Raw genomic sequence first — 15,172 nt, forward strand, 5'->3', positions numbered from 1 at the left:
CGCCCGGTTACATTCCGAACCCGGAAGCTAAGCCTTTCAGCGCCGATGGTACTGCAGGGGGGACCCTGTGGGAGAGTAGGACGCCGCCGAACAATGTTTAGCCTCGGTCCTGGGTATCGAAAGATACCCAGGACCGAGGCATTTTTGCGTTGGGCTCAGTCTTCAACCCGTCAGGCTGAAACCAACGATGCGCGTGCGAACCGTATGGCGATGGACAGGCCGCCTTCTGGGCGTGCACTGGTGGTGAGGGTGGCGTGGTGAGCTTGGGTGACGGCGTTGACGATGGCGAGGCCGAGACCGTAGCCGTCGCGGCGGCCGTTACGGTCGGGCGCTAGCTTCTGGAAGGGCTGAAAGAGGCGCTGGACCTGGTCGTTGGGGATGGCCGGTCCGCTGTTGGTGATCGTAAGGGTCACCTGCGTGCCGGAGGTCTGAGTGGTGATCTTTACGTGCCCGTCCGGGTGGTTGTGGCGGATGGCGTTGTCGATGAGGTTGGCGACGAGGCTTTCGATCAGCCTCGGGTCCCCTGCCGTCACTGCGGGCGTCAGGTGTTCGGCGAGGTCAATGCCTCTCTCCGTTGCCTGGCCGCGGCGGGAGGCGAGCACTCCTTCGACGATATGGGCGAGGTCGAGGGTGTCCCGGCGGGAGATTCCGCGCTCGCTGGTGGCGAGGACGAGCAGTGCCTTGACGAGCCGTTCTTGGTGTCCGCCGAGGGCGAGGGCTTCTTGGCAGGCAGAGCGCAGCGTGTCGGCGTCGGCGTCGGGGTCGGCGAGGGCGACTTCGAGGAGGGTGCGCAGGCCGGCGAGGGGGGTGCGCAGCTCGTGGGAGGCGTTGGCGACGAAGTGGCGTTGGGCGTCGAAGGAGGCTTGAAGGCGGGCGAACAGGTCGTCGAGGGTGTGGCCGAGCTCGGTCAGCTCATCCGCGGGCTCGCCGAGGTCGAGGCGCCGGTGGAGGTCGCCGGCGGAGATGATTTTGGCGGTGGCGGTGATGGCGCGCAGCGGGTGCAGGAACCGGCCGGCGACGAACCAGCCGAGAGCCAGGGCGACGGGAATCAGAATGACCAGGGCGACGGCGGATCCCGTGAGGAGTTGGGGCAGGCTGATCCCGTTCCCGGTTCCGGTGATCGCACCCGATGACGGGTGGTCTTTGGGCTTGGTCGACTGGACGCCGGCGAGCGGGACGGCGACGCATACGAGCACGAAGACCCCAGCGGCGTACACGCCTGCCGCGTAGGCGAGCGCGAGCCGCGTCTGCAAGGGTCTCCTGGCGAGCTGCTGGGGGGAGGTCATGACGATCCGATTCGGTAGCCGCCTTCGCGGATGGTCTCGATCACGGGCGGTTCACCGAGCTTGGCCCGCAACCGGTGCATGGTGTGCTTGACGGCGCTGCTGAACGGGTCGGCGGCCTCGTCCCAGACGCGTTCCAGCAACTCCTCGGCGGAGATGACCAGGCCGGGCGTGGCGAGCAGGCATTCGAGGAGGGCGAACTCCTTGGGGCTCAGCTCAAGGCGCCGGCCGGCCCGGAACGCGGTACGGCGGGCCGGATCGAGAGCGATGTCCCCGCAGGTCAGGGTGGGTGGTAGCGGCGGGGTGGCGCGGCGGGCCAGTGCACGGACGCGGGCGACCAGTTCGGCGAACGCGAACGGCTTGGGCAGGTAGTCGTCGGCGCCGAGGCTGAGCCCGTCGACACGGTCCTCGATCGTGTCGGAGGCAGTGAGCATCAGTACGCGGGTCTCGCAGCGGCCGTGGGCGAGTTGTCGGCAGATCTCGTCCCCGTGGACGCCGGGCAGGTCGCGGTCGAGGATCACCACCTCGTAGCGGGTGACGGCCAGGTGGTCGAGGGCGGCGGTTCCGTCCAGGACGACGTCGACGGCCATGCCCTCGCGACGCAGTCCGGTTCCGATGGAGCGGGCGAGGATTTCGAAGTCCTCGGCGACGAGGACCCTCACCGCCACTCACCGCAGGTCATCGCGCGAACAGCGCGAACAGGGCGGGCAGGGCGGGCAGGGCGGGCAGGGCGGGCAGGGCGGGCAGGGCGGCCGAACCGGCCGCCGGGTCGAGATGCCATGCGTCGACGATGCCAGATCCCCGGTTGCAGCCAGGTCGCAGCCGCTGCGACCGGGCCGGAACCGGGTGCCGCGTACAACCGTCGGCATGAGTCCATTTCGAACCATGAGCTCGCCGCAATGAGCGCCCCAGGGATCGTCGTCGCCGGACTGCGCAAGCGGTACGGGGCGACCCTGGCCCTCGACGGCATGTCCTTTACCGTCCGACCGGGGCTGGTGACCGGCTTCTTGGGGCCGAACGGGGCCGGGAAGTCCACCACCATGCGGGTGATCCTCGGCCTGGACGCGGTTGAGGCGGGCACCGCGCTCATCGAGGGGAAGCCCTACCACAGCCTTCGGCACCCGCTGAACCATGTCGGTTCTCTGCTGGACGCGGCGGCACTGCACCCCAGCCGCAGCGGGCGTAACCACCTGCTGTGGCTGGCGCATTCGCAGGGCCTGGCCGCGCGGCGGGTGGACCAGGTGATCGAGCAGGTCGGCCTGGTCTCGGCGGCCCGGCGCAAGGCCGGCGGCTACTCGCTCGGCATGCGGCAGCGGCTCGGGATCGCCGCGGCCCTGCTGGGCGACCCGCCGATCGTCATGCTCGATGAGCCGTTCAACGGCATGGACCCCGACGGCATCATCTGGATGCGCGGCTTCCTGCGGTCGCTGGCCGCTCAGGGCCGCGCCGTGCTGGTCTCCAGCCACCTGATGGGCGAGGTGCAGGACACGGCCGATCATCTCGTCGTGGTCGGGCGCGGCAAGGCCATCGCCGACGCAGGCGTGGCCGAGCTGATCGCGGCCGCGTCCGGGAACCGGGTGGGCCTGCGGACCACGGCCGGGACACACGCGATGACGGTGCTCAGGCATGCCGGCGCGACCGTGGCGGCCACCGGCCGCGACACCATCACGGTCTCCGGCCTGCCGGCGGACCGGATCGTGACTCTGCTCGGCGAGAGCGCGGTGCCGTTCTCCGAGGTATCGGCACACCGCGCCACCCTTGAGGACGTCTACCTGGAACTCACCCGTGACGCGGTCGAGTTCCGCGCCGCGACGCCCACGGAGGTCTCGCGGTGACCCCCACCGTTACGCCGTACCGGTCCGGCCTGCGGGTCGGGCGGGACGGCTTCGTCCAGTTGCTGCACGCGGAGTGGACCAAGTTCCGGACGGTCCTGGGCTGGGTGACCGGCGTGGCGGTGGCAGCACTGATGGTGGTGCTGTTCGCGTTGCTCGCCGGGGTCAGCAGCGATCAGAAGGGCTCACCGCCCGTTCCGATCGGACCGGGCGGTGAGCCGGTCACCGACAGCTTCTACTTCGTGCACCAGCCGCTGACGGGAAACGGCAGCATCACTGTCTCCGTTTCCGCGCTCAGGAGCAGCATTCCCAAGCGCCCCGGTGACCTGCGGCCCGGCATCGTGCCGTGGGCGAAGGCCGGGCTCATCATCAAGGAGAGCACCCGCCAGGGATCGCCCTACGCGGCGATCATGGTTACCGGAAGCCACGGCGTACGGATGCAGGACAGCTACGTCAACGACACGGTCGGCCTCCCCGGCCCTGTCCCCGCCGGGTCTGTCCGCTGGCTGCGGCTGGACCGCTCGGGCGATGCGGTCACCGGCTATGCCTCCGCCGACGGCACGCACTGGACCAGGGTGGGCATCGTGCACGTCAGCGGGCTCGGACCGACCGCGCAAGGCGGGCTGTTCGTCGCATCTCCGCCTTCCGTGGACGGCATGGGCACGCGCGGCAGTGTGTCCACGGCCGCCTTCGGGGATCTTCGTATCCAGGGGCGCTGGGCCGGTGGCAACTGGACAGGCGACCAGGTGGGGCCCGAATCCCCCAGCTTCTCCGGCTACCCGCGGAACACCTCGGGTTCGTTCACGGGAGCGGGATCTGATGGCAGCTTCACGGTGACCGGCGCCGGCGACATAGCGCCCGCCGTTCGCGACACTCTGCCAACCGGCGGCACCCTCGGAGAAATCCTCACCGGCACGTTCGCCGCGCTGATCGTGGTGATCGTCGTGGGGGCGCTGTTCATCACCACGGAATACCGGAAGAACCTGATCCACGTCACCCTGGCCGCCGGCCCGAGACGCAGCCGGGTGCTGGTGGCCAAGGCGATGGTGCTGGGGGGCGTCACCTTCGTCGCCGGGTTGGCGGGAGCGGTCGTCGCGGTTCCGCTCGGCGAGCGGCTCGCCCGGGCCAACGGCGTGTACATCTTCCCGCTGGCGTCTTCAACCGAACTACGGGTGGAGCTCGGGACCGCGGCGCTGCTCGCGACCGCCTCGATCCTGGCCCTCTCCGTCGGCACGATATTCCGGCACAGTGCCGGCGCGGTCACCACCGTCATCGTGGCCATCGTGCTGCCCTACATCCTGATCGCCATCCCGTTCATACCCGCGAGCGTGTCGGACTGGCTGGCCCGGGTGACCCCGGGCGCGGCCTTCGCCGTCCAGCAGACGCTTGTGCAGTATGACCAGGTCGCCAGCAATTACACGCCCTACAACGGCTATTACCCGCTGGCGCCGTGGGCCGGGTTCGCCGTCCTGGCCGGCTACGCGGCGGCAAGCCTGGCCGCGGCCGCCCTCCTTCTCCGCAGGAGGGACGCATGAGACCGGCCCTGCGCGCGGAATGGACGAAGATACGGACCGTCACCAGCCCTCTCTGGTTGCTGCTCGGAATGATCGCGGCGACCGTGGCCCTGAGCGCCGCCGCGACCTCGGTGGTGACCTGCGCGTCCGCCGACTGCGGTGATATGACAAAGCTCAGCCTCATCGGCGTCCAGCTGGGCCAGGCGCCGGTCGTCATCCTGGCCGTACTGGTCATCGCAGGCGAGTACGGCACGGGCATGATCCGCACCACCCTGGCGGCGATGCCGCATCGGGCCACCGTCCTCGCGGCCAAAGCCGTCGCCCTCACCGGGATCGTGGCCGCGGCCGGGACCATCGCGGTTCTCGGGGCGCTGGTGGCTGGTCGGCTCGTCCTGCCCGGCCATGCCTTCACGACCACCCGCGGCCACCCGCCCCTGTCCCTGACCGACGGGCCCACACTGCGAGCGGCCCTCGGGTCGATCCTCTACCTGACCCTCATCGCCCTGCTCAGCCTCGGCGTCGCCACCGTCGTGCGGGACTCCGCGACCAGTATCGGGATCGTCCTCGGCCTGCTCTACCTGGTGCCCGTCCTCTCTCAGATGATCGGCAATCCGCACTGGCAGCGCCTGCTCCAGCGGATCGGGCCGATGAGTGCCGGGCTCGCCATCCAGGCCACCACCGACGTCCGCAGCCTGCCCATCGGCCCTTGGGCCGGTCTGGGCGTCACCGCAGGGTGGGCCGCCGCGGCGCTCTTGGCCGGCGGCCTGCTGCTGCGCATGCGCGACACGTAGCACGTCGTCGACGACGACATGGCCGCGTACGTCCTCAGCCCTCAGCCCTCAGCCCTCAGCCGGTCAGGGTACGGTGCGGCCAGCGTGCGCGGGCCTGCTCCTGGGAGCGCATCAGCGCCAGGGTGGGCAGGCCCTGTGCCGCGCCCTGGGTCAGCAGGTCCGGCAGCTGGGGCAGCGGGGCCACGGCCGCGACATCGTCCAGGACGAGGGTGAGTGGTGGGTCGAGCCGACCGGAGGATGACCGTTCGGCCATGCGCCGGCCGTGCTCGACCACGTATGAGGCGAGTGCGGTCAACAGGGGCATCGCACCCGGATGGGTCCGCGGATCCTCAATGGATTCGCCCATCACATACAGCGTTCCCCCTTCGCCGATGAATGACTCCAACGCGAGGGTGTCGGAACGGCCAGGGTTGCAGGCGTCCCTGATGTGGATCGAGGACAGCGCGGCAAGCGCACGGGCCGTCAGTTCCTGGGCCATGTCCCGGCGTTCGGGGTGCGCGGTGAGCGTGGCCTCCAGCTCGCCTGCCGCGCCCCCGGCCGCCTTCGCATGGGTCCGCAGGATCCGTACCGGCTCATGCGCCGAGTTGCCCTGCGCCCAGCGGTGCACCTGGCGGAACGGGCGGCCGTCCACCGCGGCCGCGTGCAGCCAGCAGCGGAGCATGGTCTCCGCGGCCTCCGCCATGGGCCGGTCCACGGCGTGCAGGGGGCGTACGGGGGCGAGGAGCGCGGTGGCCCGGGCGGCCGCGGCATCGCGGGACTCACAGCCCGCCGCGGGGTTCCAGCGCAGCCGGGCCGGGGTGTCGAGGAGATGGGACGGGTCGAAGACATGGGTGGGGCCGAACTTCGCGCGCGCGTCCTTGGTCGTCGTCCACAGCGCGGCGTCGCTGGTGACGACCAGGACCGGGCCATCGGCATCCAGGACGGCCTGGGACGCGGCATCACCGCGCTGCGCGCCGTAGAGGACGCGGGAGTGCGTCACCTCGGCCCCGGGGAACACCGGGCCGCCGCGCGGGGTCGGCACCGGCTGAGCCGGTGCGGCTGTGGGCTCGGCGGGCGGCTCCGCGCCAGCGCAGGCCCATGCGTCTGCCCGCTGCTCGGCGATGTGGTGGGGTGCCGCGGTGCGGGCACCCGGCGGTCCGGTGACGGCCGTTGCCTGGTCGGTCTGCCAGTTGGTCTGTCGGTCGGTCTGTCGGTCGGTCTGCGGTTCGGTGGGGACGGGAGCCCCGGATGTCCGCTCGCCGGTGCCCGCTGCGGCGCTGTCGACGCCTCGCTGTGCGGCCTGGACCGTATCGGCGGCCTGGCCCGTATCAGCGGCATGGCCCGGGACTCGGCCGTGCGTGGCGTTCCAGGTCGGCGGGGAGGCTGGGGCACCCGTTTCGGGGCTGGGGGCGCCGTACGCGTACGCCGCGGCGCCCGTGGGCAGCGCGCCCGGCAGGCCGTGTTGCGGCGAGCCCGCCGCCGCTCCGAGGGCCGCGGCGTCCGGCCCCGGTCTTCCCTCCGCTGTTTCCACGGCGTGTCGCCCGGTGGGGGCGTCGTCGTGGGCGGGCCGCCGCTTTGCCGCGGCGGCCTCCTGCCGGTCCGCGCGGCGCTGGGCGCGTACGGCGCGGTAGCGGGTGAACGTGCCGATGACGAACACCGTCAGCACGATCAGCACCATCAGCTCGCTGATGAACAGGCCCCAGAACAGCCCGTATCCCGACAGCTGCTCCTTCGGCGTGTCGGGCCATGCCGCGGCGAGGTTGTGGGGTTCCTGGGCGAGCGCGCGCATGGCCAGGGGCGTACGGAGGAAGCGCACGCCGTCCGGCCAGGCGCCGTGGGCGAAGAGCCCGGCCAGCCCGGTCGCGGTCCACACCAGTCCCGTCAGCCCCAGCAGGAAGAGCATGGAGCCGATCAGCAGCCCGTCCGGGATGCCGCCCTGTGAGGCGGCCGGGGGTCTGCCCGGCTCTCCTGCCCCGCCGTGGCCGCCCTGACCTCCCTGACCTCCCTGGGCCCGCCCCGCCGCCATATCAGGCCACCGTCGACCCGTACGAGGGCCCGCCGTACGGGTCCGCCTCGGCGGCCTCGTGGGCGAGTTGCTGCTCCACCGCCATGGCGGCACGCTCCTCGGCCTCCGCTTCGGCTTCGGCCGCCAGCTGGACGGCCAGCGCGTCCTCCGTCATGGCGCGGTCGGTGTAGACGAGCGGCCGCTCGGCCTCGGTGATCAGGTGCTTGACGACCTGGACATTGCCGTTGACGTCCCAGACCGCGATGCCCGGCGACAGGGTCGGGATGATCTCGACCGCCCAGCGCGGCAGGCCCAGCACCCGTCCCGTGGCCCGGGCCTCGTCGGCCTTCTGGGCGTAGATGGTCCGGGTCGACGCCATTTTGAGTATCGCCGCGGCCTCGCGCGCCGCCGCGCCGTCGACCACGTCGGACAGGTGGTGGACGACGGCGACGAAGGACAGGCCGAGGCGGCGCCCGAACTTGAGCAGCCGCTGGAAGAGCTGCGCGACGAAGGGGGAGTTGATGATGTGCCAGGCCTCTTCGACGAGGAAGATGCGCTTCTTGCGGTCCGGCCGGATCCAGGTGTGCTCCAGCCATACGCCGACGATCGCCATGAGGATGGGCATGGCGATCGAGTTGCGGTCGATATGGGACAGGTCGAAGACGATGAGGGGCGCGCTCAGGTCGATGCCCGCCGTCGTCGGGCCATCGAACATGCCGCGCAGGTCGCCGTCCACGAGCCGGTCGAGCACCAGGGCGACGTCCAGGCCCCAGGCCCGTACGTCGTCTATGTCGACGTTCATGGCCTCCGCCGAGTCCGCCTCGGGGTGGCGCAGCTGCTCGACGATGTCGGTCAGCACCGGCTGGCGCTCGACGATGGTCTGGTTGACGTACGCGTGGGCGACCTTGAGGGCGAATCCGGAGCGCTCGTCGAGGCCGTGGCCCATCGCGACCTCGATGATCGTACGGAGCAGGGCGAGCTGCCCCGTCGTGGTGATCGAGGGGTCCAGGGGGTTGAGGCGGATACCGCCGTCCAGGGCGGCCATCGGGTCGAGCCGGATGGGGGTGATGCCCAGCTCCTCGGCGATCAGGTTCCACTCGCCGACGCCGTCCTCGCCCTGGGCGTCGAGCACCACGACCTGGCGGTCGCGGAACCGCAGCTGCCGCAGGACATAGGTCTTCTCCAGGGCCGACTTGCCGTTTCCGGACTCGCCGAGCACCAGCCAGTGCGGGGCGGGCAACTGCTGTCCGTACAGCTGGAACGGGTCGTAGATGTACCCCTTGCCGGAGTACACCTCGCGCCCGATGATCACGCCCGAGTCGCCCAGGCCCGGTGCGGCGGTGGGCAGATAGACGGCCTGTGCCTGCCCCGTGGACGTGCGGACCGGCATCCGGGTCGTCTCCACCTTCCCGAACAGGAAGCTGGTGAACGTCTCGGTGATGGCGCCAATCGGATCGGCCACGGCAGAGCCCCTATCGTCCCAGTCGTCTCTATCGCGCTATCGCACTCGAGCTACGCCACTCGCGCTATCGCTCTATCGCCGGATGCCGGTCGCGAACGGCAGTGTGTTCACAAAGGCACGGTGGTGCTCGCGGTCGCACCACTCGAGCTTCAGATAGCTCTTGCCCGCCGAGGCTCTGATGGTCCGCTTGTCGCGGGCGAGCGCCTCGGGGGAGCGGGAGGAGACGGTGATGTAGCCGACGAGGTTGACGCCCGCGGCGCCGCTCGCCAGATCCTCGCCGCGCTGGTCGAGCCGTCCATGCGCGGCGATATCGCGCGGGTCGACGGTGCGGTTCATCTTGGCGGCGCGGCTGGCCTCCGCCTCGTCGTTGGTCTTCTCCGTCAGCATCCGCTCGATCGCGATCTCGGTCGGCTCCAGGTCCATGCAGACGGCGACCGTACGGATGACATCGGGGGTGTGGACCAGGAGCGGGGCGAGGAAGTTGACCCCGACCGGGGTCATCGGCCACTCCTTCACCCAGGCCGTGGAGTGGCACCAGGGCTCGCGGGTGCTCGACTCGCGGGTCTTGGCTTGCAGGTACGTGGGCTCCATCGCGTCCAGCTCGGCCGGCCAGGCGTTCCGCTGGGTCATGGCCTGGATGTGGTCGATGGGGTGGTCCGGGTCGTACATGGAGTGGATCAGCGAGGCCAGCCGCCCCTGGCCGAGCGGCTGGCGCACCCGGATATCGGCCTCGGCGAGCCGGGCGCAGATATCGGTCAGCTCGCGCGCCATGACCACGGCCAGGCCCGCGTCCTTGTCGAGCTTGCGGCCGCCGGCGCTGTGGCGGGCGGCGCGCGCGATGGCCTGGGCCTCGGCCGCCAGATCGCGGGTGTAGTGCATACAGGCGACCAGGTAGGCGCGGTGCTGCTCGGAGGAGGTGGAGACCATCGACTGGAGCTGCTCGTAGGAGTCCTTGAGCCAGCCGGGGGCCTCGTCGTCGCCGCGCCGCTCCACGTCCTTGGCGTGGGCGTCGGGGTCGGCGGGGAGGGTGCGGGCCAGCATCTGGATGCGGGTCACAAAGCCGTCGCCGTTGGCCACATGCTTGAGCAGCGTGCCGAACCGGTCGACCAGCGCCTCCTGGTCCTCGCTGTCCCGCAGCCCGACGCCCGGGCCCTCGATCTCGATGGCGGCGGTGACGGTGCGGCGGTCGGCGTGCAGGAGCACCGCGATCTCGTCCGGCCCGAACGGGGCTGCCAGCCAGTTGATCCGGCCGATACCGGGCGGCGGGCCGACCTCGACCTCACGGCCGTCGAAGCGGGTGCCGGCCTCGGCGGCGGCGGAACGGTAGGTGGCGTTGTTGCGCACGGTGCGCTTGTAGGAGCGGTTGACCTCGAACCACTTGTAGAAGGTGCGGCCGTTGTACGGGACGTAGACGGCGGCCAGCGTGAGCGTCGGGAAGCCCACCAGGGCGCCGATGCGCAGCGTCAGCACTGGGACCAGCAGTCCGCACATCATCCCGATGAACGCACCCCCGATGATCAACGCGATCTCGCCGGTCTCGCGGTTCTTGCCGACAATCGCGCTGGGGCGGGGGCGCCCGATCAGATATGTGCGGCGAGGCGCGATGGGAGACTGGGCCTCGATCGTCACCGCCGGTCACCTCCGGGGTTGTTGCTGGATCCGCGGTTCTGTGCGCGGGCCGGGGAGGCGGCCCCGCCGCCCCCGCCCCCGCCGCTGCTGGGGCGTGCGGCGCCGCCCCCGCCGCCCCCGCCGCCTTGGCCACTGCCGCGGGAGCTGTGCGCGGCGACGCCGCCGGAGACCGGGTTGGCGGGCTTCGCCTGCGCGGGGCCGGTCGAGCCGCCCCCGCCGCCGTCGCCTCCGCGGGCGCTGTGGGTGTTGATGCCCTGCTTCACCAGGGCGGCCGGGGAGCTGATGATCGCGGCGGCCTGGCGGGACGCCGGGTCCGCGCTGGCGCTGCGGGCCTTGACGATCTCGTCGCCGAAGCCGGGCACGAAGCGGTAGATCATCGCGCTCGCGAAGATGGCGAGGATGATGATCGAGAGACCGGAGACGACGGCCGAGAAGGCATCAGGTCCCTTGTCGGACGTCGACAGCGCCCCGGCCAGGGCGAGCACTATCACCACCACCGGCTTGACGAGAATCACCGCGATCATGATCCCCGCCCAGCGCCGCACATGCCCCCACATGTTCTTGTCGACCAGGCCCGAGTAGACGGCGGTGCCCAGCAGCGCGCCGACGTAGAGAAGGGCGGCCCGGATGACGAGCTCGAGACAGAGCACGCCCGCGGCGAGGATGGTCACCAGCGATACGACGATGAGCATGATCGGCCCGCCGCCGATGTCCTCGTCCTTCTTCAGGGCCTGAGCGAACGAGCCGAAGAAGGTGTCATTGTCCGCGCCTGTGCCCGAGGCGATGGCCTGGGTGACGGCGTCGGTCGCCGTGACGACCGTATAGAGGATCAGCGGCGTGAAGGCGGAGGCCAGGACCGTCAGCCACAGGAAACCTATGGCCTCGGACAACGCCTCACCGAGCGGCACCCCGCGGATGGCGCGCTTGGCGACGGCGAGCAGCCAGAGGATGAGGGTGAGGACGGTCGAGGCGGCGAAGACGACGGCGTACTGGCGGAGGAATGCCTCATTGGTGAAGTCGACGGTCGCGGTCTCTTTGACCAGGTCGGAGAGTTTGCCGACGAGCCAGGAGGCGGCGTTGGCGCAGCCGCGGGCGAGGGAGGCGGCGGGGTCGAGGGGGGAGGTGGGGTCGGGCGGACCGCCGCTCGAGCCGCCGCTGCCTCCATTTTTTTCGCAGTTTTCCTTCATGGTGCCGTGGAGGAAACTGCAGTCCTCGGGGCTGCCCGAAGGACCCGGTGTTGGGCTGGGGGCGGCGGCGGCCCGTGTAGCAAGGATTACGGCAGCCGTCTGGACAGTTGCCAGGACACCGATGAGAGGGAGAGGACGGCGGTGCGGGCTAGCGGGCATAGGTAAACCCTCCATATTGCTCGACTGCCTTGGCGATCTCGTCGGCTGTAGAAGCGGTGCGGTCGCTGTTGACGGGCGCGGGACCGTTCTGCTGGGAGAAGCTCTCGGCCTTCCAGTCATTGCCCGCCCACCGCAGCTTGAGCGTCATGGTGAACCAGTCGTTGGTGACCGGGTTCGTCGAGCCTTCCCCTGCTGTGCCGAATACTCCCGTGCACCAAACGGCGACGGTTGCAGTCCCGGCCGTGTACTTCGTGATCTTGGTGCCAATAGGGGCGGTCCGAGAGACGTAGGTCATGCCGTCTGCGGCCTTGCCGTTTGCGTCGAGACCGATCTTTGCCAGTGAATTGACGGAGTAGGCTTTGTCGAGTTTGCCCTGGAGCGGCCCTGCCGCCGCGCTGGTGAAGGCCTGAGTCACGATCCCATGGCGTCGTTCCCGGTTGAGCATGTCAGCCGACCCCAGCGCCACCGCGTAATTCGCCGCCGCACTCTGCGCCCCCTGCTCCGTCTTCGCGAACCCCGACGCGATCCCCGTAGCCGCGTCCTTCCCCTCCACCGGTCGCTGCCCCGTCGGGGCTGTCGTCTGGCTCTTCGCGCTGGTGCCGGAGGAGTCGTGGTTGGTGTCGCTGTCCGAGGAGGTCTTGTCGCCGCCGCGGTTGGCGAAGGCGATGGCCGCGATGAGGAGCACGACGACGCCCACCACGGTGACCAGGTTGCGGCTGGGCTTGCCGGGGCGGGTGGTGCCTCGGCGGGGTGGGGCGAAGGGGTCGTCGTCGCCTTCGGGGAGGCGGGTGCGCGTCAGGTGGCCTCTGGGGGACACGCCGCCCGTACGGTTCGGGTCCTGGCCGTAGTCCCCGCCGTATCCGTCATCGCCGCCCAGACTCATCGCACCTACGCCCCTTCAAACGTGTCAACTGTGTCAACCCTGTCAACCGAGACAGCCCTGCCCCTATACGACGGTAGCGGCGCGGACTGACGCTGGGGCGTGGCGGTGTGAGTGGACATCAAGCTGACACGACCTCAAGGGGCGATGCGGGCATCAGGAAGCAGCCTCAGTGGGGGAGGTGGACCGGTGGGGGGCTCGGGGGCGGAGGCTTGGGGAACGGGGGTGCGCCGCGCGTGGGGGGTCGGCTGGGTGAGCGGGTGGTGCGCTAGACGGCCATGCCGTACACGATCGTGAAGACTGTGCCCAGTGAACCGATGATGAACACACCGGTCAGTCCGGCGACGATCAGACCCTTGCCCTGTTCGGCGCTGAAGGTGTCGCGCAGCGCGGTCGCGCCGATCCGCTGCTTGGCCGCGCCCCAGATGGCGATGCCGAAGCAGAGCAGCAGGGCTACGGCCATGACCACCTCGATCATGACGCGGGCCTCGCTGCCCAGGTCGCCGAACGGGCCCCAGTCTGGGGCGATTCCGCCGATGATGGTGTCGATGTCGCCCTTGTCGGCTGCTAGGAACATTTAGAACTCACCGCCCCTTGTGGGTAGTTGTGTGCCGCCGTGCGGCTGGCACATGCCAGGCTCTATCTTCGCTGACGATTCCGCTTCCGCATGTCGACTTGGCGGCATTTCTTGGCGGATCTCGTACGTGTTGTGGGCCACGATGGCCTGACTGGCGTACAAAAGCGTCAACCTAGGGTTCTCTGATCACTGTGTGTATCACGCACATGGGCGCTGGGCAACGATCAGTGGCGGGGGCCGGAGCTCGGCGAGCCCCGCGGCTCACTCCTCCGCTCACTCCTCCGCGAAGTCGTCGAACTCGCCGGCCTTGACCCCCTTGATGAACGCCTCCCACTTCGCCTGGGTCGTCACCACGATGTTGTCGGGGTCGTTGCTCTCGCGCATGTAGATCCGGCCATCAGGGCCCGCGGCCACCTCCAGGTAGGCCTCCTGCTCCCCGTCCTCCGGGGTCGCGGCCCGCTGCCAGTCGAGCTGTGTCATCGCATGGTCCTTAAAGGGGTGTGAGAAGGGAGTGTGAGAAAGGAGTGTGAGGTGCCCGGACGCGCCGGACTTTACGCGCTTCGCGTCCGCACGGGAGGCGGCCTGGGGGCGGGGTCGGCCACGCGGCGGAGCCGCATATAGACGCCTGTCGGGGGCAGGGGCGGGGCGCAGAGGCGGGGGGAGCCGGGGCATGCGGTGCGGCGGCCCCGCCGCGCCCGTATGGTTTCGGCTGGCGGGCGGCGGATTTTCGCCGTACGTGCGGAAACACGTTCGTATGACGGGTAGATGGGGGAGGATGGGCGGGTGCGTAAGGTCTGGCTGGGCGTCAGTGTCGGTCTCGGGGTCTCCTTCTCCTTCGTCGCGCTCCTCGTCGTCGGTACGTACATGGTTGCCGCGGACCTCGCGGGCGGTAACAGCGGTACGACGGTCGGGCTGGCCAGAGGTGCCGTCCCCGCCGCGTATCAGCCGCTGGTCCAGAAGTGGGGGAATCTGTGCCCCGCGATCAACCCGGCCCTGCTCGCCGCGCAGCTCTATCAGGAGAGTGGCTGGAACCCGAAGGCGGAGAGCCCGGCGAACGCCAAGGGGATCGCGCAGTTCATCCCGGGCACCTGGGCCAGCCATGGTGTGGACGGCGACAAGGACGGGGACCGGGACATCTGGGACCCGCAGGACGCGATCCCGTCGGCGGCCGCGTACGACTGCTCGCTCGCGAAGTATGTCGAGGACGTCCCGGGCGATCTGACGCACAACATGCTGGCCTCCTACAACGCGGGCGCGTACGCGGTGATCAAGTACTCCGGCGTGCCGCCCTACCGCGAGACCCAGAACTATGTGAAGACCATCACCACCCTGGCCAAGAGCTTCGCGGCGCCCGTCCAGAAGGTGCGGCCCTCGCAGCAGTCGGCCGCGGCGATCTACTTCGCGCAGAAGCAGCTCGGCAAGCCGTATCTATGGGGCGGTAACGGGACCCCGGAGGACGACGGGCGGTTCGACTGCTCCGGGCTGACGAAGGCGGCGTACAAGACCGTCGGCATCGACCTGCCGCGTGTCGCCAACGATCAGTGGAACGCCGGGCCGCACCCCAAGAGGGATGAGCTGCTCCCGGGCGACCTGGTCTTCTTCGCGTACGACCTCAACGATCCGAGATCCATCCACCACGTCGGGATCTACGTCGGGGGCGGGCAGATGATCAACGCCCCGTACACTGGGGCCGTGATCCGGTTCGACAAGATCGACACGCCGGACTACATCGGTGCGACGCGGGTGACCAAAGATGGCGCAAAAGCGTTGCCGACGGCGAACCCCGCATAAAGTCTCCGTGCTGAACTGCGACGATGGGTCACCCTTCGATAACGTCCTGGTGATCGTTGGGTAGACAGCGGAACGCCCCGCTC

13 protein-coding genes and 1 rRNA gene are annotated in these 15,172 nt (G+C 69.9%); 5 read left to right on the plus strand and 9 right to left on the minus strand.

Annotation, left to right across the window (positions count from 1 at the left end):
* Nucleotides 1–92 (plus strand): 5S ribosomal RNA (gene rrf, locus ACH4U7_RS23545); the annotation flags it as partial.
* A 78-nt stretch (nucleotides 93–170) separates the two neighbouring features.
* Here the strand turns inward: rrf and ACH4U7_RS23550 are convergent.
* Both ACH4U7_RS23550 and ACH4U7_RS23555 read right to left on the minus strand, forming a co-directional pair.
* Complete coding sequence (locus ACH4U7_RS23550; protein WP_398529832.1) at nucleotides 171–1,253, minus strand: sensor histidine kinase; 1,083 nt, start codon at nucleotides 1,251–1,253, stop codon at nucleotides 171–173.
* 29 nt (nucleotides 1,254–1,282) lie between these two features.
* A complete protein-coding gene (locus ACH4U7_RS23555; RefSeq protein WP_398530222.1) occupies nucleotides 1,283–1,945 on the minus strand; it encodes a response regulator transcription factor in 663 nt (220 codons plus the stop codon).
* 237 nt (nucleotides 1,946–2,182) lie between these two features.
* Here ACH4U7_RS23555 and ACH4U7_RS23560 point away from each other — a divergent pair, with 237 nt between their 5' ends.
* The 3 genes from ACH4U7_RS23560 to ACH4U7_RS23570 are packed head-to-tail and all read left to right on the plus strand — an operon-like array spanning nucleotide 2,183 to nucleotide 5,420.
* Entirely contained in the window at nucleotides 2,183–3,118 is a 936-nt protein-coding gene (locus ACH4U7_RS23560) for an ATP-binding cassette domain-containing protein (protein WP_398529833.1), read from the plus strand.
* The gene (locus tag ACH4U7_RS23565) at nucleotides 3,115–4,650 is read left to right on the plus strand and encodes an ABC transporter permease subunit (protein ID WP_398529834.1); all 1,536 of its coding nucleotides are present in this window, start codon (nucleotides 3,115–3,117) and stop codon (nucleotides 4,648–4,650) included. The genes ACH4U7_RS23560 and ACH4U7_RS23565 overlap by 4 nt, the downstream gene beginning before the upstream one ends.
* Nucleotides 4,647–5,420 carry an ABC transporter permease gene (locus ACH4U7_RS23570; RefSeq protein ID WP_398529835.1) on the plus strand — a complete coding sequence of 258 codons (774 nt, stop codon included), beginning with the start codon at nucleotides 4,647–4,649 and terminating at the stop codon, nucleotides 5,418–5,420. Before ACH4U7_RS23565 ends, ACH4U7_RS23570 begins: the two co-directional genes overlap by 4 nt.
* Nucleotides 5,421–5,475: 55 nt before the next feature.
* Here the strand turns inward: ACH4U7_RS23570 and ACH4U7_RS23575 are convergent, their stop codons facing one another.
* From ACH4U7_RS23575 to ACH4U7_RS23605, 7 genes are all read right to left on the minus strand, one after another.
* Nucleotides 5,476–7,425, minus strand: coding sequence for a hypothetical protein (locus tag ACH4U7_RS23575; RefSeq protein WP_398529836.1), 1,950 nt, complete (start codon nucleotides 7,423–7,425; stop codon nucleotides 5,476–5,478).
* Between the two features lies 1 nt (nucleotide 7,426).
* Complete coding sequence (locus tag ACH4U7_RS23580) at nucleotides 7,427–8,866, minus strand: ATP-binding protein (protein ID WP_398529837.1); 1,440 nt, start codon at nucleotides 8,864–8,866, stop codon at nucleotides 7,427–7,429.
* 72 nt (nucleotides 8,867–8,938) lie between these two features.
* Entirely contained in the window at nucleotides 8,939–10,489 is a 1,551-nt protein-coding gene (locus ACH4U7_RS23585) for an SCO6880 family protein (RefSeq protein WP_398530223.1), read from the minus strand.
* A gap of 2 nt (nucleotides 10,490–10,491) precedes the next feature.
* On the minus strand, nucleotides 10,492–11,841 hold the full coding sequence (locus ACH4U7_RS23590; RefSeq protein WP_398529838.1) for a hypothetical protein: 1,350 nt from the start codon (nucleotides 11,839–11,841) through the stop codon (nucleotides 10,492–10,494).
* Nucleotides 11,831–12,724, minus strand: coding sequence for a hypothetical protein (locus ACH4U7_RS23595; RefSeq protein ID WP_398529839.1), 894 nt, complete (start codon nucleotides 12,722–12,724; stop codon nucleotides 11,831–11,833). Before ACH4U7_RS23595 ends, ACH4U7_RS23590 begins: the two co-directional genes overlap by 11 nt.
* Before the next feature lie 265 nt (nucleotides 12,725–12,989).
* Nucleotides 12,990–13,298: a hypothetical protein gene (locus ACH4U7_RS23600; protein ID WP_089512523.1), complete on the minus strand. Its 309-nt coding sequence runs from the start codon at nucleotides 13,296–13,298 to the stop codon at nucleotides 12,990–12,992.
* Nucleotides 13,299–13,571: 273 nt separating this feature from the next.
* Entirely contained in the window at nucleotides 13,572–13,778 is a 207-nt protein-coding gene (locus tag ACH4U7_RS23605) for a DUF397 domain-containing protein (RefSeq protein ID WP_319700945.1), read from the minus strand.
* A 285-nt stretch (nucleotides 13,779–14,063) separates the two neighbouring features.
* Here ACH4U7_RS23605 and ACH4U7_RS23610 point away from each other — a divergent pair, with 285 nt between their 5' ends.
* Complete coding sequence (locus ACH4U7_RS23610; RefSeq protein ID WP_398529840.1) at nucleotides 14,064–15,089, plus strand: NlpC/P60 family protein; 1,026 nt, start codon at nucleotides 14,064–14,066, stop codon at nucleotides 15,087–15,089.
* Nucleotides 15,090–15,172: the final 83 nt, after the last annotated feature.

The sequence above is a fragment of the Streptomyces sp. NPDC020845 genome, from assembly GCF_044334165.1.
In the GTDB taxonomy this organism is placed as follows: Bacteria; Actinomycetota; Actinomycetes; order Streptomycetales; family Streptomycetaceae; genus Streptomyces.